At 67.5% G+C, this 24,375-nt stretch carries 22 protein-coding genes and 1 tRNA gene; 13 read left to right on the top strand and 10 right to left on the bottom strand.

Annotation, left to right across the window (positions count from 1 at the left end; translation table 11 throughout):
- Positions 1-16: 16 nt before the first annotated feature.
- The gene (locus AC3ISA_RS16645) at positions 17-769 is read left to right on the top strand and encodes an ATP12 family chaperone protein (RefSeq protein ID WP_489178749.1); all 753 of its coding nucleotides are present in this window, start codon (positions 17-19) and stop codon (positions 767-769) included.
- Positions 770-778: 9 nt separating this feature from the next.
- Here the strand turns inward: AC3ISA_RS16645 and AC3ISA_RS16640 are convergent, their stop codons facing one another.
- A complete protein-coding gene (locus AC3ISA_RS16640) occupies positions 779-1,546 on the bottom strand; it encodes a pseudouridine synthase (protein ID WP_489178748.1) in 768 nt (255 codons plus the stop codon).
- A 279-nt stretch (positions 1,547-1,825) separates the two neighbouring features.
- Here AC3ISA_RS16640 and AC3ISA_RS16635 point away from each other — a divergent pair, with 279 nt between their 5' ends.
- On the top strand, positions 1,826-2,317 hold the full coding sequence (locus AC3ISA_RS16635; RefSeq protein ID WP_489178747.1) for a hypothetical protein: 492 nt from the start codon (positions 1,826-1,828) through the stop codon (positions 2,315-2,317).
- Here AC3ISA_RS16635 and AC3ISA_RS16630 read toward each other — a convergent pair whose 3' ends face one another.
- A complete protein-coding gene (locus AC3ISA_RS16630) occupies positions 2,318-2,953 on the bottom strand; it encodes a DUF938 domain-containing protein (protein ID WP_489178746.1) in 636 nt (211 codons plus the stop codon).
- A 196-nt stretch (positions 2,954-3,149) separates the two neighbouring features.
- Here AC3ISA_RS16630 and AC3ISA_RS16625 point away from each other — a divergent pair, with 196 nt between their 5' ends.
- Entirely contained in the window at positions 3,150-4,997 is a 1,848-nt protein-coding gene (locus tag AC3ISA_RS16625) for a phosphoenolpyruvate carboxykinase (GTP) (protein ID WP_489178745.1), read from the top strand.
- 50 nt (positions 4,998-5,047) lie between these two features.
- Positions 5,048-6,058, top strand: a complete 1,011-nt coding sequence (locus AC3ISA_RS16620) for an NAD(P)/FAD-dependent oxidoreductase (RefSeq protein WP_489178744.1) — start codon at positions 5,048-5,050, stop codon at positions 6,056-6,058.
- Here the strand turns inward: AC3ISA_RS16620 and AC3ISA_RS16615 are convergent.
- Positions 6,055-6,786: a TonB family protein gene (locus tag AC3ISA_RS16615; RefSeq protein ID WP_489178743.1), complete on the bottom strand. Its 732-nt coding sequence runs from the start codon at positions 6,784-6,786 to the stop codon at positions 6,055-6,057. The genes AC3ISA_RS16620 and AC3ISA_RS16615 overlap by 4 nt on opposite strands.
- 167 nt (positions 6,787-6,953) lie before the next feature.
- Here AC3ISA_RS16615 and AC3ISA_RS16610 point away from each other — a divergent pair, with 167 nt between their 5' ends.
- A complete protein-coding gene (locus AC3ISA_RS16610) occupies positions 6,954-7,751 on the top strand; it encodes a transglycosylase SLT domain-containing protein (RefSeq protein ID WP_489178742.1) in 798 nt (265 codons plus the stop codon).
- Positions 7,752-7,839: 88 nt separating this feature from the next.
- Complete coding sequence (gene spbR, locus AC3ISA_RS16605; protein ID WP_489178741.1) at positions 7,840-8,979, top strand: SpbR family protein; 1,140 nt, start codon at positions 7,840-7,842, stop codon at positions 8,977-8,979.
- Between the two features lie 51 nt (positions 8,980-9,030).
- On the opposite strand, the gene AC3ISA_RS16600 is transcribed toward spbR, so the two are convergent.
- The 3 genes from AC3ISA_RS16600 to AC3ISA_RS16590 form a co-directional block, all read right to left on the bottom strand.
- Entirely contained in the window at positions 9,031-9,507 is a 477-nt protein-coding gene (locus AC3ISA_RS16600) for an Hpt domain-containing protein (protein ID WP_428154934.1), read from the bottom strand.
- Positions 9,508-9,569: 62 nt separating this feature from the next.
- Positions 9,570-10,367 (bottom strand): NAD kinase, encoded by a 798-nt coding sequence (locus tag AC3ISA_RS16595; protein ID WP_489178740.1) that lies wholly within the window; start codon positions 10,365-10,367, stop codon positions 9,570-9,572.
- 32 nt (positions 10,368-10,399) lie between these two features.
- Positions 10,400-11,527, bottom strand: coding sequence for a DUF2336 domain-containing protein (locus AC3ISA_RS16590; protein ID WP_489178739.1), 1,128 nt, complete (start codon positions 11,525-11,527; stop codon positions 10,400-10,402).
- A gap of 175 nt (positions 11,528-11,702) precedes the next feature.
- Between AC3ISA_RS16590 and AC3ISA_RS16585 the strand changes: the two genes are divergently transcribed.
- From AC3ISA_RS16585 to AC3ISA_RS16570, 4 genes are all read left to right on the top strand, one after another.
- Entirely contained in the window at positions 11,703-12,467 is a 765-nt protein-coding gene (locus AC3ISA_RS16585; protein WP_489178738.1) for a class II aldolase/adducin family protein, read from the top strand.
- A 20-nt stretch (positions 12,468-12,487) separates the two neighbouring features.
- Positions 12,488-13,240 carry a hypothetical protein gene (locus tag AC3ISA_RS16580; protein WP_489178737.1) on the top strand — a complete coding sequence of 251 codons (753 nt, stop codon included), beginning with the start codon at positions 12,488-12,490 and terminating at the stop codon, positions 13,238-13,240.
- A gap of 112 nt (positions 13,241-13,352) precedes the next feature.
- Complete coding sequence (locus AC3ISA_RS16575) at positions 13,353-14,459, top strand: efflux RND transporter periplasmic adaptor subunit (protein ID WP_489178736.1); 1,107 nt, start codon at positions 13,353-13,355, stop codon at positions 14,457-14,459.
- Positions 14,459-17,665, top strand: coding sequence for an efflux RND transporter permease subunit (locus AC3ISA_RS16570; RefSeq protein ID WP_489180129.1), 3,207 nt, complete (start codon positions 14,459-14,461; stop codon positions 17,663-17,665). The genes AC3ISA_RS16575 and AC3ISA_RS16570 overlap by 1 nt, the downstream gene beginning before the upstream one ends.
- Positions 17,666-17,669: 4 nt before the next feature.
- Here the strand turns inward: AC3ISA_RS16570 and AC3ISA_RS16565 are convergent, their stop codons facing one another.
- A complete protein-coding gene (locus tag AC3ISA_RS16565; RefSeq protein ID WP_489178735.1) occupies positions 17,670-18,173 on the bottom strand; it encodes a c-type cytochrome in 504 nt (167 codons plus the stop codon).
- A gap of 150 nt (positions 18,174-18,323) precedes the next feature.
- Between AC3ISA_RS16565 and AC3ISA_RS16560 the strand changes: the two genes are divergently transcribed.
- Genes AC3ISA_RS16560 through AC3ISA_RS16550 form a run of 3 tightly spaced genes read left to right on the top strand, consistent with a single transcriptional unit; the run spans position 18,324 to position 21,244 of the window.
- Positions 18,324-18,590, top strand: a complete 267-nt coding sequence (locus AC3ISA_RS16560) for a FeoA family protein (protein ID WP_372692138.1) — start codon at positions 18,324-18,326, stop codon at positions 18,588-18,590.
- Positions 18,590-20,458, top strand: coding sequence for a ferrous iron transporter B (gene feoB, locus AC3ISA_RS16555; protein WP_489180128.1), 1,869 nt, complete (start codon positions 18,590-18,592; stop codon positions 20,456-20,458). The genes AC3ISA_RS16560 and feoB overlap by 1 nt, the downstream gene beginning before the upstream one ends.
- Before the next feature lie 33 nt (positions 20,459-20,491).
- The gene (locus tag AC3ISA_RS16550; protein WP_489178734.1) at positions 20,492-21,244 is read left to right on the top strand and encodes a prepilin peptidase; all 753 of its coding nucleotides are present in this window, start codon (positions 20,492-20,494) and stop codon (positions 21,242-21,244) included.
- On the opposite strand, the gene AC3ISA_RS16545 is transcribed toward AC3ISA_RS16550, so the two are convergent.
- The 3 genes from AC3ISA_RS16545 to AC3ISA_RS16535 form a co-directional block, all read right to left on the bottom strand.
- Positions 21,241-21,867 carry a TetR/AcrR family transcriptional regulator gene (locus tag AC3ISA_RS16545; RefSeq protein WP_346497511.1) on the bottom strand — a complete coding sequence of 209 codons (627 nt, stop codon included), beginning with the start codon at positions 21,865-21,867 and terminating at the stop codon, positions 21,241-21,243. The two genes, AC3ISA_RS16550 and AC3ISA_RS16545, sit on opposite strands and share 4 nt — an antisense overlap.
- A gap of 22 nt (positions 21,868-21,889) precedes the next feature.
- Positions 21,890-21,965, bottom strand: a tRNA-Thr gene (locus AC3ISA_RS16540).
- Between the two features lie 84 nt (positions 21,966-22,049).
- Positions 22,050-24,302 (bottom strand): glycoside hydrolase family 88 protein, encoded by a 2,253-nt coding sequence (locus tag AC3ISA_RS16535; RefSeq protein WP_489178733.1) that lies wholly within the window; start codon positions 24,300-24,302, stop codon positions 22,050-22,052.
- Between the last annotated feature and the right edge of the window lie 73 nt (positions 24,303-24,375).

Below are 24,375 nucleotides of genomic sequence, written 5' to 3'. Positions count from 1 at the left end.
TCTCAACGGACCTCTGATGACTGACAAGCCCGCCCCGCATCGTCCGCGTTTCGTCGAACAGTCGCCGGATCGGATTTCGCGCTTCTGGAAGGAGGCGGTCGTGGGGCCGCATGCTGATGGCGGCTGGGCTGTGCTGCTGGACGGGCGCACGCCCAAGACGCCGGACAAGGCCGCGCTGGTCCTGCCGACGCAGGCCGCAGCCCAGCTGGTCGCCGACGAATGGGCGGCGCAGGGCAAGTTTCTGGATCCCTCGACCATGCCGGCGACCCGCCTGGCCTCGACCGCTATCGACCGGATCGGTCAGGCGCGCGAGCCTGTGGCGGACGAGATCGCCGCCTACGCCGGGTCGGACGTGGTCTGCTACCTGGCCGAACATCCGACGCCGCTGGTCGAGCGCCAGGCACGGGAATGGGGGCCGTGGCGCGACTGGGCCGCGCGCGAGATGGGCGTGGTGCTGGAGCCTGTCGCCGGCATCGTGCATCGGCCGCAGTCGCCGGGCGCCATCGCGCGGGTCAAGGCGCACGCCCTGTCGCTGGATGACTTCCGCCTGACGGGGTTGGCGACGGCCGTGCCGTTGCTGGGGTCGGCGGTGCTGGCGCTGGCGGTGGAGCGGGGCGCGCTGGACGGCGGCGCGGCGTTCGATCTGTCGCGGATCGACGAGCTGTTCCAGGAAGAACAGTGGGGCGTGGACGCCGAGGCCGCCGAACGCACCGACGCGCGCCGCGCCGAGGCGCAGCTGCTGGATCAGTGGTTCAGAGCCTTGGATTAGGGGCTGAACTCAGGATGCTGAGTGGGCGATCAGCATCGCGCGCTCTTCGTTCGTCAGGTGACGCCAGCGGCCTTCGGGCAGATCGCCCAGCTCCAGCGGGCCGATGCGGATGCGATACAGGTCCACGACCTCCAGCCCGACCAGGTCGCACATTCGGCGGATCTGGCGGTATTTGCCCTCGTCCAGGATGAACCGCAGGCGTTGCGGCCCGATCTGGGTGACGCGGGCGGGCTTGAGCGGCTTGTCGTTCAGTTCCATGCCGTGGCGAAGGCGGCTGAGCTTGCCCTCGGTGATCAAGCCGTCGACGACGACCAGATATTCCTTGTCCAGCTCTGACGCCGGGCCGATCACCGCCTTGGCGACCACACCGTCGGACGACAGCAGCAAGAGGCCGCGTGAATCCTCGTCCAGTCGGCCGATGGGAGGCAGGGAGGCGTCACGGGCGGGAATCTCGCCCTCGCCGATGCGGTTGGGTTTGTTCAGCAGGCGCACGGCGGGGATCTTGCCGGGATCGGGCTGGCCCGAGACGTAACCGACCGGTTTGTGCAGCACCAGGGTCATGCCCGACGCCAGGGCCGCCTGGGCGGTGTCGTTCAGCGTCAGGGTCTCGCCCGGCTGAATCTTGCGGCCCGCATCGCTGATGGTCTCGCCGTCGATGGAGACCAGGCCGTTGGCGATCAGGGTGTCGGCCTCGCGCCGGGAACAGACGCCGGTCTGGCCTAGCCACTTGTTCACGCGAACCGGTTCGTCGCCGTCATAGGTGCGGGTGAAGGCCATGCGATTCCGTCGTCCAGTCGATGTCGCTGTCTAGAGCCGGGCGAGGGCGCGAGCAAGCTGGACGCGGTTTCCAGGATCAGGAAGGCCAGTCTGTTGGAATTGGCAGGTTGATCCTGACGCGATCGCCACTATATCCGACGGCATTCCACAAATGATCCAGAGTGCGGGACGACAGGCGTCGGACCCGTCGATTTTCTTTTTTCTGATCATTGGCGTGGGCGGTTCGACAGCGTCGCTTGTCGGATCTGGATCAGTATTGAAACATACCAAGGAGACGTCTTGTTCGCTCAAAACAAATCTTCCGCAGGCCCCCGTCGCACCGGCTACAACCGTCCTGTTCCCACCCGTCTGCGCATGGGGCTGGTGATGCGGCGTGACATGGTGTTCGGCGAGCTGGGCGACGTGGAGGGTGCGTTGCGGGCCGAAGGCGTGGGCCTGGCCCCGATCTCGACGGGCGATGCCAGCCTTATGGCGGGCGGCGTGACCGTTTTGGCCACCGCCACGGCCAAGGACATCGTCGAGGGTCGGCTGAAGGGCCTGGTCGTGCCGGGCGGTTCGACGGACGAGGCGTCGCTGGCGGCGATCAAGTCGCTTCTGGACCTGGCGCGCGCGAACGCCCTGACGGTCCTCGCCTTCGCCGACGGCGTGCCCCTGGCGGCGGAAAGCTTCGGCGTGTCGGCCGAGGCCGATGGTGCGGTGTTCAAGGACGGCGCCGTGACCCTGCTGAACGACCGGAACGAACTGTCCAAGATCGTCGGCGCGATCGCCTGATCAGACGGCGCGGAACAGCAGGATGAGGTTGTTCGCCGGCATCTGAACCCGCAGCGTGGCCGCAAGGCCATGCGAGCGGGCCAGGGCCTCGACCGCCTCGCGGTCGCGCAGACCCCATTCCGTGTTTCGCGCCTTCAGACTGTCGTCGAAGGCGGCGTTCGACGCCGCCAGCGTAACGCCGGCCTCGCGATAGGGGCCGTAGAGCGCCAGAAGACCGCCGGGGCGTCGCAGGACGCGACCGGCCAAATCCATCAGCCCCTCGGTCGCCGACCAGGGGCTGATGTGCGTCATGTTCGCACAATAGAGGGCGTCGAACGGTCCTTTTGGCCATGTCGCCGGATCGGCGGCGTCGAGCGCCAGCGGCGGGTTCAGGTTCGCCAGCGCGAGTTGGCATGTCCAGGCGGCGATGCTGTCTCGCGCCTGTTCGCTGGGGTCGCTGGGCGTCCAGTTCAGGCTGGGCATCGCGGCGGCGAAGGCGGCGGCGTGTTCGCCCGATCCCGAGGCGATCTCCAGCACCGATCCGCGCGCCGGCAGATGGGCGCGCAGGACCTGCAGAATCGCCTCCGTATTGCGACGCGCCGCGGGCGAGCTGAGGGCGCCGTCGGGCAGGGCGGAGATGGAGTCCAGCGTTTGCACACGCCCTTCTAGCGTCCACGCGCGCCCCTGACACCTGCGATCTTTTGCCCAAGACACCGGTGGACAGCGACGCTTTCTTGCACGGTTTGACGCGGTGGAAAGACCGGAGCATTTCGGCTGTAACAGTGCGTGATCGTCGCGTGCTGAAGGTCACGACGGCGTCAGATCGTCGGGCCTGTTCGTTCAGGAGACGCCCTTGTCTATTTCCACCACGCCCGGACTCCATCCGGCGCCGACCGCCCACCCTGGCCTCGTCGCCTGGGTCGAGCAGATCGCCGCCCTGACCCAGCCCGCGCGGGTTCACTGGTGCGATGGGTCGCAGGACGAGAAGGCGGCCATCACCGCCGACCTGCTGGCCAAGGGCACGTTGAAGGCGCTGGATCAGGCCAAACGGCCGGGCTGCTATTACGCCGCATCCGATCCCCGCGACGTGGCGCGGGTCGAGAGCCGGACCTTCATCTGCTCGGACGACGAGGCCGATGCCGGTCCCACAAACAACTGGGCCGATCCGATCGAAATGCGCGAGCGTCTGGACGGGCTGTTCGACGGCTGCATGTCGGGGCGGACGATGTATGTCGTGCCCTTCTGCATGGGGCCGCTGGGATCGGCCATCAGCGCCCTGGGCGTCGAGATCACCGACAGCGGCTATGTCGCGCTGTCGATGGGGGTGATGACCCGCATGGGCAATCTGGCGCTGGATCAGCTGGGCGACAGCGGCGTGTTCGTGCCCGCCGTCCACACGCTGGGGGCGCCGCTGGCCGTGGGTCAGGCCGACGTGCCCTGGCCCTGCAACGACGACAAATGGATCGTGCATTTCCCCGAGACGCGGGAAATCTGGTCCTATGGCTCGGGCTATGGCGGCAACGCCCTGCTGGGCAAGAAATGCTACGCCCTCCGCATCGCCTCGATCATGGCCCGCGACGAGGGGTGGCTGGCCGAGCATATGCTGATCCTGAAGCTGACCGATCCGAAGGGGCGCGCGAAATATGTGGCCGCCGCCTTCCCGAGCGCCTGCGGCAAGACGAACCTGGCCATGCTGCAACCCAGCCTGCCGGGCTGGAAGGCCGAGACCATCGGCGACGACATCGCCTGGATGCGGTTCGGCCAGGACGGGCGGCTGTATGCCGTGAACCCCGAGGCCGGCTTCTTCGGCGTCGCGCCGGGCACCAGCCGCAACACCAACCACAATGCGCTGGAGACCCTGGCGACCAACACCATCTTCACCAACACCGCCCTGACGGCGGACGGCGACGTGTGGTGGGAGGGGCTGACCAAGACCGCGCCCGAAGGCCTGACGAACTGGAAGGGCCAGCCGCACGACCCCGCGTCCGGCGAACCGGCGGCGCACCCAAACGCCCGCTTCGCCGCGCCCGCCAGCCAGTGCCCGGCCATCGCGCCGGAGTGGGAAGACCCCAGGGGCGTGCCGATCGACGCCATCCTGTTCGGCGGCCGGCGGGCCAGCGCCGTGCCTCTGGTGACCGAGGCGTTCGATTGGGAGCACGGCGTCTTCATGGGCTCGACCGTGGCGTCCGAAGGCACGGCGGCGGCCGAGAACAAGGTGGGGGAGCTTCGCCGTGATCCCTTCGCCATGCTGCCCTTCTGCGGCTACAACATGGGCGATTATTTCTCGCATTGGCTGAAGATGGGGCAGGGGCGCGACGCGTCGAAGCTGCCTCGCATCTTCTTCGTCAACTGGTTCAGGAAGGATCAGGACGGGCGGTTTGTCTGGCCCGGATTCGGCGACAATGCGCGCGTGTTGAAGTGGATCAGCGAGCGGATCGACGGCGAGGCCGAGGCGGTGGAGACCGCGGTGGGGCGTGTGCCGTCCGTGGCAGCCCTGGACCTGTCGGGTCTGGATCTGACGCCGGCGCAGCTGTCGATCCTGCTGGATGTCGATGCGGGCGTCTGGGCCGAGGAGGCGGCGCTCATCCCGGACTTCTATCGCCAGTTCGGCGACCGTCTGCCGACCGCCCTGTGGGACCAGCATACGGCCCTGGTCGCGCGGCTGGATGACGCAGGCGCGGCGTCAATGGCGGCGGAATAGGCGCAGGCATCTTGCAATAGGGGCGTCGCGGGTCGATCAGACGCCCCGTGATGTCTTGCCCTCCCATCGTGATCGTCGGCGCCGGCGTGCTTGGCCTTTGCACCGCGTTCGAACTGCATCGGCGCGGCCGGGCGATGGTGGTGATCGATCCGGGGGAGGTGAACGCCTCCCTGGTCGCGGCGGGGATGATCGCGCCCGCGATGGAATCGGCCATCGACGACGTGTCGCCCGATCACGCCCTGCTGTTTCGGGCAGGGCGCGACCTGTGGCCCGCGTTCGCGGCGGCGGCGGGGATCGTTCTGGCGCATCGACCGGCCGAGTGGCGGGGCGGCGACGCGGACGGGATGGAGGCTAGGCTGCGCGCGCTGGGCTTCAAAGCTCGGCGCGAGGGCGACCGTGTCACGACCGACGAGGATTATCAGGTCGATCCCGAACAGGCGCTGTCGGCGCTGAAACAGGCGCTTGGCGAGGCCGTCGTTATAGGGCGGGTGACGGGTATCTTTCAAACCGACCACGGCTGGCGGGTCTCTGTCGGCGACCTGACTTTGGACGCCGAGGCGGTGGTGCTGGCGACGGGCGCGGGCGAGGCCGTCGCGGGTTTGCCTGAAGCAGCTCAGGGTCTGATCGACGGCATCCAGCCGATCCGGGGGCAGATCGGCGTCGCGGCCCGAAATCTGGTGGATCATGTCGTGCGTGGGCCGGGGGCCTATGTCGCGCCGATGGCCTCGGGTGCGGTAATCGGGGCGACGATGGAGCCGGGGCGGCGAGACACGGGGCGGGATGCCGAAACGTCCGAGCGCCTGACGCAGGCGGCGTGGCGCGTGCTGGACCGGTCGCCCGAGCCGGTGGACATACAATGGCGCGCGGGCGTGCGCGGGGCTACGGCGGACGGTCTGCCGCTGGCGGGCGCCGCGCCGGGCGGGCAGGGGCTGTTCATGGCCTTGGCGCCGCGTCGCAACGGCTGGCTGCTGGGGCCGCTGGTGGGCGCGATCGTGGCCGATGTGATCGAGGGGCGGGCGGCCTTGATGGAAGCCCGCGCCCTCGATCCTGGTCGGTTCTAGCCCGCCATTGCGAAGCGGACGGTGAAGTTGACCGTGGCGCCGTCGACGGGTCGGCCGTCCACGGTGCGCGGGTTCATGCGGAAGGCGCGCGTCAGACCCTGGGCGGCGCGGCCGAAGCCTTGGCCGCTGGGGGTCTCGCCCACGACGCGGCAGCCGGTTAGACCGCCGCTCACGCCCACGATGCAACTGAGGCTGGCGGAACCCGGCGTGCCGTTTTCCGCCGCGCGGGTGGGATAGGCACGCGCCATCTGCGCCGCTGACGGGCGGCTGGCCCAGGTCGGATTGTTGATCACCGAGGGCGGGCGGGGCGGGGTCTCGACCGTGGCGGCGCCGCCTTCGACGCCGGTTGGGGCGACGCTGATGGTTGGCAGGCCCGGTTGAGCGGTTGCGACGCCGGGCTCAGGCGGGGTCAGCGGGATCGTTTGCACAGTATTCGGCACAGGGATCGGCGATTTGTGAATGGGCGTCGGCGGCGCCGCTGTTTCGGGGATTGGCAACGGCTTGGGCTTGGGCGGTGTCATTGTCACTGAGACAGGCGGGTCGAAGATGTCCTCGATAGGCGCGCCCTTCAGCTCGAACCGCTGATTATACAGCACCACCCCCGCCGCAACGTGCAGGACGACCGAGACGCCGATGGCGCCCAGCATCCAGCGCGGGATGGGTTTCTTGCGTTCCCCGAAGTCGATGGGGCTGATCAAGCCGGGTCCACCGGCGGCACGGATCATCATGGCTTCACTCCCTCGTTCACCGCCCCCGCAGCGCCCGTAACTGCAAGTTGAGCGCGCAGGTTGTGGCGGCTTTACGGCGGATGTTTCGGGGTTCGACCAATGTCGATCCGTTAACGGTGGCGTTAAGAATTAAGGGTTGGTTAACTACGTTCGCCGACCATCCGCACATGGGCATCGGAGCGATTCCATCGGCAGGCGGGGTAGAGGCGGCCATTCGGCGCGCGTCGAACGCCGTGGGCGTGGACTACGACTTCCTGATCAAGACGGCGCGTCGCGAAAGCGCGATGAACCCGTCCGCCAAGGCCCCGACGTCTTCGGCGGCCGGCCTGTTCCAGTTCATCGAGCAGACCTGGCTCGGCACCGTCAAGCAACACGGCGCCCAGCACGGCTATGGCCAGTATGCCGACCTGATCCAAAGAGGCAGCGACGGTCGTTGGCGAGTGGACGGTTCGGCGCGCAATGTCGTGTTGGATCTGAGGTTCGACCCCCAAGCCGCATCGACCATGGCGGCCGAACTGACGGCGTCCAACGCGGCCTATCTTCGTGGGCGGACGGGCAAGGAGCCGGGGGCGGGCGATCTGTATGCCGCCCACTTCCTGGGGCCGGCAGGGGCGGCGGGCCTGATGCAGGCGATGGATCGCAATCCGGGCGCCAGCGCCGTGGCCCTGTTCCCCGACGCCGCGCGGGCCAATCGCAGCATCTTCTACCGGAGCGGCCGCCCCGCCACGGTCGCCGAGGTTCACGCCAATCTGCAACGCACGGCGGGCGAGGGCGCGCCGGCGGCCGGGACGGGCGAAACCAAATACGCCATCCCGAATCTGAGCGACAAGGACCAGATGCTGGCGGCGCGGATGGACCGGTTGAAGCAGGACCAGGGGCTGCTGGCCCTGCTGCTGGGTCAGGATGGGTCGTCCAGCAACGGCTTCGGCGGCGCTTTCTCGCCAAATGGCAAACAATCGACCTGAGTCGTCACTTGGCAACCGATGGTAAACTGCCCGTTAAGCATGGCAGTCTCATTCTGGGATCAACGCCCGATTCCATGACGAGCCGTCCATGACCGCCTTCCGCGCACGCCTGACAGAAGTGGACATTCGACGCCTCATCAAGGCGACGGACGACGACGAGCGCGCCGAGGCGGCGCACAAGCTGTGCCGCAACATGGAACGCGCCGATCTGGACGAGGACGATCGGGTGGCGGCGCAGAAGATCCTGCGGCTGCTGGCCAACGACGCGGCCGAACTGGTGCGACGCGCCATGGCCGTCACGCTGAAGGCGTCGGACCTGATCCCCAATGATGTGGCGCGCAAGCTGGCCGGCGATCTGGACAGCATCGCCCTGCCGATCATCGCCTCTTCTCCGGCCTTCAGCGACGAGGATCTGATCGAGATCGTGCGCGCCGGGTCGGCGGTGCGTCAGGTCGCGGTGGCGGGGCGGTCGCGGGTCTCGCGCGATGTCGCGACCGTGCTGGCCGAGGAAGGCTGCGAACAGGCTGTTCGCACCGTGGCGGCGAACGACAACGCTGACCTGTCGGAAGCCGCCCTGGCGGCCGTGGTCGATCGTTTCGCCGAGACGCCAGAGGTGCTGACGGCCTTGGCCTATCGCCAGGTTCTGCCGCTGAGCGTGACCGAGCGCCTGATCCAACTGGCCAGCGACGCGGTGCGCGAACATCTGATCAGCCGCCATGCTGTCGCACCGGAGACGGCCATCCGTCTGGCCCAATATGCGCGCGAGCGCACGACTGTCGATCTGGTCGATCAGGCCGCCGTCAGTTCGGATCTGGCTGGCTTCATGACCCATCTGAATGCGCGTCGCGTCCTGAACGCCTCGCTTCTGTTGCGTGGATTGGCGCGCGGTCAGATGGCAATGTTCGAACATGGCCTGGCCGAGCTGGCCAATACGCCCCACCACCGGGCCTGGCTTATGGTGCATGACGCCGGGCCGCTGGGGCTGAAGGCCATCTATGATCGGGCGGGCCTGCCGCCGCGCCTGTTCCAGGCTTTCCGCGCCGGGGTCGATACCTGGCGTGCTCTGGCGTCCGAGGGGATCGACACGTCCAGCGCCTATTTCCGCGAACAGATGCTGGAGCGGTTCCTGACCCAGCGGCCCAACGTCCAACGCGACGACCTGGCCTATCTGATGGAGCGTCTCGACCAGTCGCCGTCATTGTCTCTCAGCGCCGCCAACGCTGCATAAGAAGAAGGCCCGCCAAGTCGGCGGGCCTTTCGCAAACGGCTGGAGGGACGTTCAGCCTGCGAGATAGTCTGCGACGCGGGCTTCCAGGGTTTCGGCCAGGGCGCGACCGGTGGGGTGTTCGTCCGTCTTGATCTGGTCGCGGACCACGGCGCGGATGGCGTCGATGTGGGCGTCCAGCACGGCGACCGGCGCGGCCATGCGGCGGTCGGCGTCGTCCAGCATCTTGCACAGCGAACCGGCGATGCGCGTCACCAGCGGATATTCGTAGGTCGTGCCCAGACCCTTCAGGTCGTGGGCGCGAAAATACAGGGCTTCGGCGGTGGTCGAGTTATAGCCCTGTTCGCGGATGTCGGCCTGGGCCTTGTCCAGCTTGACGATTTCGTCGTTCAGCCACTGGCCGAACTGGGCCGACATGGCCTTCAGCGCCTCTTCGGCGCGGGCGATGGCGTCTGCATTGATGCCGAAACCGCCGCCGACTTTCATGCGCAGGGCGTTCGTCGGGGGGGTGATCTGCGCCGGATTGCTCATGGCGGGCTCCATAGGACTTTGATGCAAACTTACGGGATCGGACTTAAGAACCCGTGACCGGATCAGTTGGCGAACTGTTCGGCCATCACGCGTTCGTCGAACGAGCGTCCGGCGTCGAACAGCATGGTCAGGGTGAGGTCGCGACGTTCGCGCACCTCGACGCGGGCGACGCGTCGAACCTCGAAGTTGTCGGCGGTGGCCGAGACGGGCCGTTTGTCGGCCTCCAGCACCTCGAACCGCACCTTGGCGCCATGCGACAACAGGGCGCCGCGCCAGCGCCGGGGCCGAAACGCGCTGATCGGCGTCAGGGCCAGGATGCGGGCGTCCAGCGGAATGATCGGGCCATGCGCCGACAGATTATAGGCGGTCGATCCCGCCGGCGTCGCCACCAGGCAGCCGTCGCAGGACAGTTCTTCCAGCCGCACCCGCTCGTCGACGGTGATCCGCAGCTTTGCAGTCTGGCGCGTCTGGCGCAGCAGCGAGACCTCGTTGATGGCCAGGCCGGTATGGACCTCGCCGCTCTCGGTCCAGGCGTCCATCTGCAGGGGATGGATGACGGTGCGTTCGGCGGCTGTGATTCGCTCCAGTAGGCCCTCTTCCTCGTAGTCGTTCATCAGGAAGCCGACCGAGCCGCGGTTCATCCCATAGACGGGCGTGCGCTGGCGCAGGTTGCCGTGCAGCGTCTCCAGCATCTGACCGTCGCCGCCCAGGGCCACGATCACGTCGGCCTTGTCTTCAGGCACCGCCCCATAGCGGGCGATCAGCGCCTTGCGCGCCGCCTGAGCTTCCGGGCGGTCACTGGCGACGAAGGCCAGCGACGGCGAGGTGGGAATGGGGGAGGAGGCACTGGACTGGGTCACGGCGGGGACGTGAGCCGAGCTTGACGGCGAAGTCAAACGATCGCGGGCTTTTCCATCATCTGGCGGAAGGCGCGAGAGGCCGAATGGGCGTTCATCGGCGTCGCCGTCCAGCCGCCGTCGGCAGGCATTCCGCCTGACAGTTTGCGCACCTCGACCAGCAGGGAGGCGAAGACGGCCTTGTCCACGCCCACGGCGATACAAGCCAGATAGAGGGGTTCGGCGGTCGGGGCGCGTACGGCGTGATGCACCTGGGCGTCGCTGAAACCGCCCAGGGCCGCGAGCGCCTGTTCGAACAGTTCGAACCGCTGTTCCCGCAACGCGCGGACGAGCAGGCCGGGACGCAACTGGCTGGCGGCCTGCAGCTTGTCCACCAGGCGACGTTCCATGTCAGAGCGTTCGCGATCCTCGACCAGCCGACTGTTGGGTGCGGTGCGCCATTCCGGGCTGCCCACGGCCTTGGCGGCGGCCTGCTGGACGGCGGCGTTCAGTTGGGCGTCGTCGATGCGGAACCGTTCGCCGATCGACTGGCGCAAGGCCTGGCCGACCCACTGATAGAGCTGCTGGGCCAGTTGTTCGTTCAGCCGGGGATGGCGCGTCAACGGCGCACGCAGGCCGGCGATGCGGCGCGAATGGTCAACCAGCTTGCGCATGGCCTCTTCGCTGATGTCCGCCGACCGGTTCGACGCCAGGGCCGTCATGGTCACCGCTTCGCCTCGGTCGATGATCGTGTCCGCTACAGGGCGGGACAGTTGGGGGCGTCGCGCCACCGCGATCTGATGTTCCAGCGTCGCCTCGATCAGCAGCCGGATCAGGTCGGCGTCCTTCAGCAGGGGGCTAGCGGTGATGACCGGGCGGGCGATCTCGATCTCGTCCAGCGCCAGCATGTTGATCAGGGCGGGCGGCGCCCAATCGACGCCGGCGATGCGTTCGGACAGGGCCAGTCGGATGTCCCGCTCGGCCTGGGCCGCCAGGGTCAGGAAGATGTCGCTGAGCAGCGGGCCGACCTCGGCCGGCGGGTGCGTCGCTTCGCAAAGGGAGGTGACCTTCAGCAGCAGTCGCTGGCGATCCTCCGCCGAGCGACTTTGCGCCAGGATCAGGAGTTGGGAAACAGTCCGGTCGTCCCAGGCGTCGCGGGGCGTCTCCAATTGAACGACAGACACAGCGGCTCCCCGAACCGACGACGATGCTTAACCATAAGGCGGGGTCGTGAAGACGGCGTTAAGCAAAGCTGACGAACGGCCAGTGACGTGGCGTCAACATCGGTCAAGGCGGGTTGACGGCGCTGGCGTGCAGGGGGACGGTTCCTCAAAGCCCGTTCAGAGGCAGGAGGAAACCATGGCGGACGGAACGAGTCCTTCGATCAAATCCCGCGTGTCCGAGGCCGAATGGCAGGTCCGCGTTGAGCTGGCGGCCCTGTATCGGCTGGTCGCCCTGCATGGGTGGGATGACATGATCTTCACCCATATCTCGGCGCGCGTGCCGGGGCCCGAGCATCATTTCCTGATCAATCCCTACGGCTTCTATTTCGACGAGATCACGGCCTCGTCGCTGGTGAAGGTCGATCTGGAGGGGAACATCGTCCAGGACACGACCAACTTCATCAATCCGGCGGGCTTCACCATCCACTCGGCCGTCCACGCGGCACGCGACGACGCCAGGTTCGTCATCCACCTGCATACGGTGAACGGCGTCGGCGTCGCGGCTCAGGCGGAAGGTTTGCTGCCGATCAGCCAGAACGCGTGTTTACTACAGTATCAGGTTGCGTATCATGGGTACGAGGGGTTGGCCTTGAACCATGACGAACGCGAACGTCTGGTGGCCGATCTGGGGGACAAACCGCTGATGCTGCTGCGAAACCACGGCACGCTGGCGGTCGGGGAAACGGCGGCTCAGGCATGGATCGGCATCTTCTTCCTGGAGAGGGCCTGCGCACAGCAGGTCGCTGCCCTGTCGGGCGGGCGTCAGCACATCCTGCTGGCGCCCGACGAGGCGCAGGCGGAGACGAAAGAGCAGGGACGGAGCATCGGCTTCATCTCGGCCCTGGCCTGGCCGGGCGCCCTGCGTCAGCTGGATCGCAAGTCGCCGGGATACGACGCCTAGGTCTCGCCTGGGCTGCGGCGGTGCTGGCGCTAAGTGCGCTGGCGCCCGCCCAGGCTTTCGCCGGCGCCTGGACCCAGCCCAAGGGCAAGGGGCAGGCGATCGTCAAATATGAGCGGCTGAGCGCCGATACCGGTTTCGACGCCTCGGGCGAGGAGCGCGACCTGCCGGGAGAGCGGCGTGACGCGGCGCTGGGCCTCTTCGCTGAATATGGCGCGTCGGACCGGTTGACCCTGCAGTTGAAGGCCGACTGGCAGGACGGGGAGGACGCCTTCGTCGAATACAACGGGCGCGGTCCGATAGAGATCGGCGCGACCTGGCAGGTCTGGCGCGACGACCGTAACGCCGTCAGCCTATATGGCGGCTACACCTGGGCCGGGGAGGGGCGCAACGCCGGCTATGCCCAGCCGGGCGTCGGCGAACACGACTGGGAGGCGCGGGTTTCGGTCGGCCGGTCGCTGGGCGACATGGGCAAGCGCTGGGGCATGGACGGGTCGTTCGTCGAGCTTCAGGCTGCGCGTCGCCTGCGTGACGGCCTGCCGGATGAGACCCGCATCGACGCCACTGCGGGCGCCCGCATCGGTCGCGACTGGATGGTGCTGGGTCAAGCCTTCGGCGGGGCGGCGGACGGCGGGTCGCGCTGGCTGTCGCTGGAAACCTCGATCGTGCGCGATTTCGGCGGCTGGAGCGTGCAGGCCGGATGGAGACAAACCGTCGCAGGGCGCGAGGCCGCCATCGCTCGTGGGCCGGTCGTGGCGTTGTGGCGTCGTTTTTAGGGAAGATTTCTGCGACGGAAAATGTGATCCGCCACGTTACTGATACGTAACATTGCGCGCACTTCATTACCCGGTAATGCATGCGGCGTCCCCCTGACCGAGAGACTCCCGCGTGATCAAACGTCACTTCTTCCTCATCGCCGCAGCCGTTCTGCTGGGGCTGATGGTCATCGCCGCCATCGTGAAAATCTCCATGGGAGACGACAAGTCCGCCCAGGCGCCGGGCGCGGGCGGCGCGCGACGCGGCGGCCAGCAGGTGTCGCAGGCGGTGGTGGCCCAGCGTCAATTCTCGGACCAGATCCGGGTGCTGGGTGTGGCGCGGGGACAGAGGTCGGTCAACATCACCTCCTCGACCACCGAACTTATCACGCGCGTCCTGTTCACGGACGGTCAGCTGGTGTCGGCCGGGGCGCCCCTGGTCGAGCTTCAGGGGCGCGAGGAAGACGCCGCCATCATCGAGGCCCGCGCGAACGTCAATCAGGCCCAGCGGGAATATGATCGCTACAAGGTGCTGGCCGATAGGGGCATTGCGCCTCAGGTGTTGCTGGAACAGGCCGAGACGGGGCTGGAAACCGCCCGCGCGTCGCTTGAGGCCGCTCAGGCGCGACGCGGGGATCGCGTCATCCGCGCGCCTTTCGCTGGTCGCGTGGGCCTGACGACGGTGACGCCGGGCACGCTGATCAATCCGGGCGCCGTCATCACGACGCTGGACGACACCTCGACCATCCGCGTCGATTTCCCGCTGCCGGAACGCTATCTGAACCTGCTGCAGCCGGGCGCGCAGTTGACGGCGACGGCGGACGCCTATGGCGACGAACCCTTCCAGGGCCGGATCGCCCTGATCGACACCCGCGTCAACGAAACGACCCGCGCGGCCACGGCCCGCGCCGAGTTCGCCAATCCCGGCGGTCGCATCCGCCCCGGCATGCTGCTGCGCGTCGTGGTCCAGCAGGGCCAGCGCCAGGCGGCCGCGGCCCCGGAATCGGCCGTGCAATATGAGGGCGCCGGCGCCTTCGTCTACCGCATCGCGCCGGGTCAGAACGGCTCGACCGCCCAGCGGGTCGAGGTCGAGACCGGCGCGGTCGAGAACGGCTTCGTCGAAATCCTGTCGGGCATCGAGGCGGGCGACCGCATCGTCGGCTCGGGCCTGAACCGCATCCAGCCGGGTGCGCCGGTCAGCGTCGCGGGCGCCGACCGCAAGTCGGGCGCCGCCCAATGATGCTGTCCGACGTTTCGGTCCGGCGGCCCGTCTTCGCGGCCGTCGCCGCCATCGTGCTGTGCGTGATCGGCGCGGCGGCCTTCTTCTTCCTGCCGGTGCGTGAACTGCCGGACGTCGATCCGCCCATCGTCTCGGTCAACACTACCTACGCCGGCGCCTCGGCCGAAGTGATCGAGAGCCGGATCACCGAGCCGGTCGAGCAGCAGATCGCCGGCATCCAGGGCGTCGAACGCATCAACTCGACCAGCCGCGACGGCCGCTCGAACGTGAACATCGAGTTCTCGCTGGACCGCAACATCGACGACGCCGCCAACGACGTGCGCGACCGCGTCAGTCGGGTGGTCGGTCGCCTGCCGGATCAGGCCGATCCGCCCGAAGTGGCCAAGGCCGATTCCGACAGCCAGCCAATCATCATCGTCTTCCTGCGCTCGACCAGCATGAACCGGCTGCAGCTGACTGACTATGCCGACCGCTATCTGATCGACCGGATGGCGACGGTTCCGGGCGTGGCCCAGGTCAACATCTATGGCGAGCAGCGCTATTCGATGCGGGTCTGGCTGGATTCCGCCGCCATGGCGGCGCGCGGCCTGACGGTCAACGACGTCGAGACGGCCCTGACCAACCAGAATGTCGAACTGCCAGCCGGTTCGCTGGAATCGACGGACAAGGACTACACCGTCCGCGTCGCCCGCACCTACGCCCGGCCCGACGACTTCCGCCAACTGCCCATCGGCACACGCGGTTCGGCCACGACCTCGGTGTCGGTCGCCACGGGCACAGGCAGCGGGTCTTCGGCGATCGTCCAGGGCCAGCCCACCTATGTGACGCGCCTGGGCGATATCGCCCGGGTGGAGGAGGCGCCGGAAGAGGGTCGCCGCCTGTTCCGCGGCAACGGCATGGATCAGATCGGTCTGGCCGTGACCCGTCAGGCCCAGTCGAACGACCTCGCCATCTCGGACGGCGTCCATGCGATGATCGACGATATCCGGCCCAGCCTGCCGCCGGGCGTGACGATCGAGATCGGGTCGGACAACTCGGTCTTCACCTCGCACGCCATCGACGAGGTCTGGATCACCATCGGCATCTCGATGGCGCTGGTAGCCCTGGTCAACTTCATCTTCCTGGGCAGCCTGCGTGCGGCGCTGATCCCGTCCATCGTGGCGCCCATCTGCCTGCTGGCGACCTTCATCGTTCTGGCGCCATTGGGTTTCTCGCTGAACCTTCTGACTTTGCTGGCCCTGGTTTTGGCCATCGGCCTGGTGGTGGATGACGCCATCGTGGTGGTCGAGAACATCCAGCGTCGTCTGGACCTGGGCGAGCCGCCACTGGTCGCGGCGGAACGCGGCGCTCGTCAGGTCTTCTTCGCCGTCGTGGCGACGACCATTGTCCTGCTGTCGGTGTTCGCGCCGCTGCTGTTCCTGCCCGGATATGTCGGGCGTCTGTTCGTCGAACTGGCGGCGGCCATCGCGGCGGCCGTGGCCTTCTCGGCCTTCCTGGCGCTCAGCCTGTCGCCGATGCTGGCGTCCAAGATCCTGAAGCCGGCGCACACTGGCGGCTGGGTCGCGCGGCGGGTGGACTGGGGCATGGATCGGCTGAAACGCTCCTATGCGCGGTCGCTGGACATGATGCTGGGCCGTCGCATCGCCGTGATCGGTGTCGGCGCCCTGATCCTGCTGGTTGCGGCTGGGGCTGGCGGCATCTTCCTGACCCTGCCCAACGAACTGGTTCCTGACGAAGATCGCGGCCGGGTCACGGTGCGCGTCGCCGGCCCCGAGGGCGCCGGCTTCGACTATACCCGCAAGATCATGCTGGGGCTGGAGCCCCTGCTGGCCGAATACAAGGCCAGCGGCGAGGCGGATAGCTATCTGGTCTCGGCGCCCGGCTTCGGCGGCGGCAGCTTCAACTCAGGCAACGCCGTCCTGACCCTGGCCGATTGGTCCAAGCGCGACCGGACGGCGGCCGAGATCGCGCAGGAGCTGAACGGCAAGTTGCGCGGCCAGACGGACGCCCAGGTCAATGCCTCGACTCCCGGCGCCTTCCAGCGCGGGGGCGGCAACTCCAACTCCATCGAACTGATCGCCACGGGCAGCGACTATCAGCAGATTTACGCCTGGCTTCAGCCGCTGCTGACCGCGGCCCAGGCCAATCCGGGCTTCTCGCGCCCGCGCCTGAACTATGAGCCGAACTCGCCGCGCCTGCTGGTCGATGTCGATCCGCAGAAGGCGGCGGCGCTGGGCGTGTCGTCCCAGTCCATCGGCCGCACGCTGGAGACCATGTTCGGATCCCGCCGCGCCACGACCTACATCAAGGGCGGCCAGGAATACGATGTCATCCTGCAGACCGAGCGCGACAACCGGCGCGAGGTCTCGGACCTGGAGGCCCTGTACGTCGCGACCGGCGGCGGGCAGCTGGTGCCGCTGTCGGCGGTGGTGACGACCAAGACCACCGGCGACACGCCGGACCGTCGCCGTCTGGATCGCCAGCGGTCGATCTCGCTGCAAGCCGACCTCAACCCCGGTACGACCATCGACGACGCGATCCAATTCCTTGGGGCCGAGGCGGCCAAACAGCCGCAAGGCGGCGTCGTGACCCAGTGGGGCGGGGCGGCGCGCGACCAGCAGGAGGCTGGCGGTGCGGTCCTCGCGGCCTTCGGCCTGGCGCTGCTACTGGTCTTCCTGGTGCTGGCGGCCCAGTTCGAAAGCTGGATCACGCCGGCGGTCATCATGCTGACGGTGCCGCTGGCGGCGGCGGGCGGCCTGTTCGGCCTGTTGATGGCGGGTTCCAGCCTGAACATCTACAGCCAGATCGGCCTGATCATCCTGATCGGGGTGGCGGCCAAGAACGGCATTCTGATCGTCGAGTTCGCCAACCAACTGCGCGACCAGGGCCGGTCGATTCGGGAGGCGATTATCGAGTCGTCGTCGCTGCGTCTGCGGCCGATCATCATGACCTCGATCGCGACGGCTTTCGGCGCCCTGCCGCTGGTGCTGTGGCAAGGCGCAGGCGCCGGCAGCCGTCAGACGATCGGCGTGGTGATCTTCACCGGCGCCATCTTCGCCACCGTCCTGACCCTGTTTGTGGTGCCGGTGATCTATGGCGTCCTGGCGCGCTTCACCAAGTCGCCGGAATGGACCGCCCGCAAGATCGAGGAGTGGGAAGCCCAGGAAATGCGCGAAGGCGGACCCAGGGAACTGCCGGAAGGTTGAATGATCAGGAGGCGGGCGCCGGCTCCGGCTTGTAGCCCGTCTCCACCTTCAGGAAGGCGATGACGTCGCGGCGGTCCGTGGCGTCGGGCAGGCCGGGGAAGGTCATCTTGTTGCCGGGCAGGAAGCCGCGCGGGTTCTGCAGCCAGTGATCCAGCTTTTCGGCGTCCCAGACGAAGTTCGCATTCCGCAGGGCGTTGGAATAGCTGTAGCGCGGCCTTGCCCCGACCTCACGCCCGAATACGCCATGCAGGTTCGGCCCCGTCATGTCCGCACCGCCCTCGCCGATGGTGTGGCACGAGCGGCAGCGCGCAAAGGCGCGGCGGCCATTTTCCAGATCACCTGAATTGTAAGGGGTGGGCAGGGAGGCCAGCAGGGTCGCCTTCTCGGTCTCCGTCAGGACATGAACGGGCTTGGCGGGGGGCGTCGATGACGGCTCGCCTTGCCCACAGGCGGCCAAGGCGAGGATGGGTGCGAGAAGCAGCGGGGCGGCGAGGGCGAAACGGGTCATGACGGCTCCTGTTCAGCCTGTGATAGCGCAATGCGTCGGCGCGGCAATTGGTCAAGCTGTCCTGCTGGACGCGGGGGGCTCGCACCTGATAATCACTGTCAAAGAAACGCGGAGCCGCCGGGGAGCGGCCTCGCCCGTGCGAGCGTAGAATTGACCGATACCATCAAGCTGAGCCAGGCCCGACGCGGCGATCGCGGCGTCATCGTCCAGGTGGGCGCCCATTGTCATCACCAAAGTGAGGCCGTGGAGCTAGAACGCCGCCTGCTCGAACTGGGCTTCGTCGAGGGCGCACAGATCGAGTTGCTGCACGAAGGCCTATTCGGCCAGGACCCCATCGCCATGAAGGTGGACGACATGCGGGTGGCCCTGCGGCGGCATGAGGCCGAGAGCCTGACGATCAAGCTGGATACGGTATGATGGACATCGCCCTGAAGACCGCCCGCGTCGCGCTTGTCGGCAATCCCAACAGCGGCAAGACGGCCCTGTTCAACGCCCTGACCGGCGCCCACCAGAAGGTCGCCAACTACGCCGGCGTCACGGTGGAGCGCAAGGAAGGTCTGATCCGCGCCGCCTCGGGCCGGACCATGTCGGTGCTGGACCTGCCGGGCACCTATTCTCTACGCGCCCGCAGCCCGGACGAGGAGGTCACGCGCGACGCCGTCCTGGGGCGTCTGGCCGGAGAGGCGCCGCCCGACGTGGTGGTCTGCGTCGCCGACGCCACCAACCTGCGTCTGGTCCTGCGCCTGATCCTGGAGCTGAAGGCCGTCGGCCGGCCGATGGTTCTGGCGCTGAACATGTACGACATCGCCCAGCGCCAGGGCTTGAGGATCGATCTGGAGAGGCTGGGCGCCGAACTGGGCGTGCCGATCATCACAACGGTCGCCACGCGCAAGCGCGGCATCGACGATCTGATCGTCGCCATCGAAGACCGGGCCACCGTCGCCGCCGTGACCGAAAGCCAATGGCACAGCCCCGACGCCGCCGAACTGCGCACCGCCGCGCGCGAGGCCGAGCGGATCATGAAGGCCTGCGTCCGCCCGCCCGAGCGGCCCGACACCCTGACCGGCAAGATCGATTCCGTCCTGCTGCATCCGGTCGGCGGGCTGCTGATCCTGATGGCCCTGCTGTTTGTCATGTTCCAGGCCGTGTTTGCTTGGGCTACGCCGCTGATGGACGGCATCGAGGGCGGCATAGGCTGGCTGGGCGGTCTGGTCGCGACGGTCCTGCCCGATGGCCTGTTGCAGAGCCTGATCGTGGACGGGATCATTTCCGGCGTCGGCAAAGTGCTGGTCTTCCTGCCGCAGATCCTGATCCTGTTCCTGTTCATCATCGCCCTGGAAGACTTCGGCTATATGGCCCGGGCGGCCTTCCTGATGGACAAGATCATGGGTGGGGCGGGGCTGCACGGGCGGGCGTTCATCCCTCTGCTGTCCAGTTTCGCCTGCGCCATTCCCGGCGTCATGGCCGCACGGGTGATCGATTCCAAGCGCGACCGCCTGACCACCATTCTGGTCGCGCCGTTGATGACCTGTTCGGCGCGAATCCCGGTCTATACGCTGATCATCTCTGCCTTCATTCCCAACGAGACGGTCTGGGGCTTCGCCAATCTGCAGGGACTGGTGATGTTCGGCCTCTACGCCGCCGGCATCGTCAGCGCGCTTCTCGTGTCGCTGGTTATCCGCAAGGTGTTCTGGCGCGGCGCGGTCGAGCCCTTCATGATGGAGCTTCCGGCCTACAAGACGCCTGACCTGCGCAGCGTCGGCTTCAATCTGTGGCTCCGGGCCAAGATCTTCCTGAACCGTGCGGGCCGCATCATCCTGCCGCTGGTCATCATCCTGTGGGTGCTGGCGACCTTCCCCTATCCGCCCGAGAACGCGACCCTGCCGGCCATCGACTATTCGTTCGCAGGCATGCTGGGTCGCGCGCTTGAGCCGATCTTCGCCCCCATCGGCTTCAACTGGCAGATGGTCATCGCCCTAATCCCCGGCATGGTGGCGCGCGAGGTCGCGGTTGCGGCTCTGGGCACCACCTACGCCATTGCGGATGCAGAGAATGCGACAGGCCTTCTGACGTCGACCCTGGCCTCGCACTGGTCGCTGGCGACGGCGTTGTCCTTCCTGGCCTGGTACATCTTCGCGCCTCAATGCGTGGCGACGCTGGGCGTGGTTCGGCGCGAGACCAACTCGCTGAAATGGACCTGGATCATGATCGGCTACATGTTCGGTCTGGCCTATCTGGCGTCCTTCGTGACCTATCATGTGGCGGTGGCGCTCGGAGGCGGCTAAGCCACAGGCGTTCGCCGCCTTCTGGACGTCTCGATGCACCCTGTGATCGCCGCCGCCGTCATGGGCGGGCTGGGCCTGATTTTCGGCAGTTTCATCGCCGCCGTCAGTGTGCGCCTGCCGCGTGACGAGGACATCGTCGTCGCCCGCTCGCGATGCCGGGGCTGCGATCGGCCTTTGCGCGCATGGGAGCTGGTTCCGCTGTTCAGCTGGCTGGCCCTACGAGGCCGTTGCGCGCGGTGCCAGACGCGCATCTCGCAGCGCTATCCGCTGATCGAGCTGGGCGGGGTCGTAGTGGGCGTCTGGGCAGGTCTCAGCGGGGCGTCCTGGCTGATGGTCGCAGTGACCGCCGTCCTGGGTTGGCAGTTGCTGCTGATCGCCATCATCGACGGCGAGAACTTCTGGCTGCCCGACGTCCTAACCTGGCCGCTGGTCGCCACGGGGCTAGCGGCAGCGGCGATAATCGGTTGGGACCTAGCCTTGTCACACTTGGTCGGAGCGGCTGTCGGATTCGGTGGGCTGTGGCTAGTCGGTTGGATTTACAAGATCGTTCGCAAGCGTGAAGGCCTGGGCGGGGGCGACCCCTTCCTGTTCGCCGGGGCAGGGGCCTGGGTGGGATGGCTGGGCCTGCCCAGTGTACTGCTGTGGGCCTGCGCCGTGGGGCTCAGCCTGGTGTTCGGCATGCTGGTGGTGCGCCGGACGGTCAGCCCGACGGAAAAGCTGCCGTTCGGCGTCTTCCTGGCTGTGGGGATCTGGTTGACCTGGCTCTACGGACCGCTGGGGCTCTAACGCCCCGTCGTCAGCTTGACGATGATGATGGCGGCCGTGTCCAGAATGGCTTCGGGCGTGTCGGCGCGGCGCAGCAGGTCGAAACTGGCCGCCGTCGATTCCGCAATCGAGGCGATCTGGTACGAGGCCAGGCGCGGATTGTAGTCCTTGGGATGCAGGCCGCTGGCGTGGGCCTGGGCCACGCGGCGTTCGATGGCGAGGTGAAGACGGCGCAGACGACGCACCCGGCTCTCGACGAAGGCCACGTCGCCATTGTCCGCCAGCATGTGCTCGACCCGCAGCACCTGGCCGTGGCTTCGCCAGATCGCCATCACGTCCAGGATGAAGGCGCGCGCGATGGCGAAGGCCTTGTCGCCCGGCCAGTCCGCCTGGAAATGCGCCGCCAGACCCTGAAAATCGGTCGCTGCGACCTCGCACAACGCCAGAACAGGCTCTTCGACCGTCTTGAAATAGGTGTAGAAATTCGAAGGGGACACGCCGGCGGCCGAGGCGAGGTCGGCGACGCGGATCTCGCCGTAATGCCGCTCGTTCAACAGGCGCTGGGTCGCGTCGAGGATCGCCTGGCGGGTTCTCCCACCGCGCGCACCGATCTTGTGGCCCAGCTTGTTGGTTGTGTCGGCCATGTCCCCGATGGTCGCATAGAGATGGTGCCGGCTGCAGGAATCGAACCCGCGACATCCAGTTTACAAAACTGGCGCTCTACCAACTGAGCTAAGCCGGCCCGCGTGTGCGGTGTGCGGCCCTTATGTCCAGCCTCGCGCCGGGACGCAAGACGGCCTTGCGCCCCTTACGGACAAATCGCCCGTCAACGCCACGGAACAGGCGGGGTGTAGCTGGCGACGAAGCTTTCCCAGGCCTCGCGGGTCTTGAAGTCCAGACCGCCGTCCCACGCCGATCCCATGTAATAGGTGAAGGGCTGGCCCGGCGTGACGCGCAGCAGGATCAGATAGTTGTCCGCGTCCTGAGCGAAGCCCTCGACCATGGCCGGATCGACCAGGATGGCGATACCGATGCCGCCGTGCTCGGGGTTTTCCGGTTCCCAGAAGGTCAGCCGACCATTGGCGGCGTCGCGGGTGACGAAGCCGGAGCCGTTGTCGTTTGTGCGCCGGGTGATGCCGATACCGACGATCAGGGGCTCGGCGCTGTCCGAGTTCAGCGTCGAGGTCATGCGGGTGAAGTTGGACCCCATCGGCAGGGAGAAGTCGCGCGTCTCCCACACCCGGCGATTCACATCGACGGGCCAGGGGGCGTAGTCGACGCTGAAGCGCGCCTCGTCGCCGCCCGTTTCTTCAATGCGATAGGTCTTGAAGTTGCGGCTGGTCCACAGCTTGTTGTCCTGCCAGACGCCCAGACCGCCGGCGCCGCGACCGCGCCCGACGTCGTAGTAGTCCAGACCCTCGCCCCGGTCGGTGTGATAGTTGGGGAACTTCAGCTGGCGGTCCATGAAGGGATAGCGGACCCGTTTGGCCCAGACGTCGATGCCCGATCCCGATGGCGGCTCGCGGCCTTCCAGCGCCGGGCCATAGATGCGGTGGGCGACGCGGTCGTTCTCCCACAGCAGGTCGTCGAACCGATCCGGCGCGAAACGGGCGACGGCGCGTGGGCGCTGTTCTCCGGCGGTTGGCGGCGTCAGGCGCTCGATGGTCGAGGGCCGGTTCAGCCCGGCGGGGTCATAGGACAGGGCGGCGGTGGCGCGCATCTCCTCGGCGCGGCGACGCAGTTCCTCCTCGCCGACGACGGTGACGGGGGCGGGGGGTGTCGGGGTCGTGGCGGTGATGACCTCGGGCGTGTCGCGCTCAGGCTCGGCCTGGGGCAGGGACTGGACCGGGCCGTTCAGGTCCGCGATCTCCAGCCCCGCCAGCACATAGGCGCCGGTGGCGTAGAGGCCGGTCTCTTCCGGCCGGGTGTGCACCGGCATGTCGCCGGTCTTCTGCGCCGCGCCGATCAGGCCGCTGGGCAGGACGTGGCGGTTCAGCGCCGCCCAGCCCTTGGTCACCGCGGGCAGATAGGTCTCGCGATCCAGCAGGCCGTGGTTGATGCCCCACGCCAGGCCATAGACATAGAAGCCGGACCCCGAGGTCTCGGCCTCGGGATAGATCTCGGGCGCCAACAGGCTGGCGCGCCACAGGCCGTCGTCCTGCTGCAGTTCCAGGATGCGGCTCGACAGCTTCTGGAACAGATCGACGTAATAGGCCCGGTTCGCATGGTCGGCGGGCAGGCTCTCCAGCCAGCGCGCCAGACCCGCCATGGTCCAGGCGTTGGCGCGCGACCAGTAGATGGGCGCGCCGTTCGCCTCGGTGCGGTCCTTGAACCGTTCGTCGCGCAGGAACAGCCGCTCTTCGGGCACCCACAGATGTTCGGCCGTACGCTGCCACTCTCTGTCCGCCGCCGTCAGGTATTTCGGATCGCCGGTCAGGGCCGACATCCGCGCCAGCACCGGCGGGGCCATGAACAGGGCGTCGGCCCACCACCAGACCAGGGCCGGGGTCTCGACCGAGCGATTCAGGTGCGGGACCTGCCAGTCCAGCCGCTGGCGCAGCGGCATCAGCAGGCCTTCCTGGCGGCGCCGGGCGTAGAGTTCCTCGTACAGGTCGCCGATGGCGATATCGTCGGCGTTCAGCATCGTCGGCCCCGACCGGGCGCCGCGCACGCTGTAGTTATAGTGTTCGGCCACGGCGGTCAGGAACCGCAGGGTCTCGGGATCGTCCGACACCCGCGCCAGCCGCGCCGCCCCGACATAGAAGGTCGCGGCCACCCAGTTGGACGACATCTGCGTCAGATTGCTGCCGGTCGACAGGGCCAGGGGCTCCCCAGCCATGGCCGCGATCTGGGACGCCGTCACATATTCGGCGGCGGCCAGGGCCTCGGCGCGCGAAGGCAGCACGGTCGGATCGACATTCAGCGCCGGTCTCGGGGTCGGCTCCAGCCAGGCGGTTTCGACGCCGGGGGGCAGGGGCGCGTTACGGCCCGTCTGGGCCGCGACCGGGCTGGTCAACAGGGTGGTCGCCATCAGGGCGGCGGTCAGGCCTGCGCCCACGCGGAACGAACGAAACGCCATCTGTGTCCTCCGAAGCGCCGAGATCTGCGCTTTTCATTATTTGCCGTCGAGTACCATAAGGTGGACAAAATGG

The organism is Brevundimonas sp. KH_058 (genome assembly GCF_057838505.1).
The sequence above is the reverse complement of the archived record's forward strand: the minus strand, read 5'-3'. Positions and strand labels throughout refer to the sequence as shown.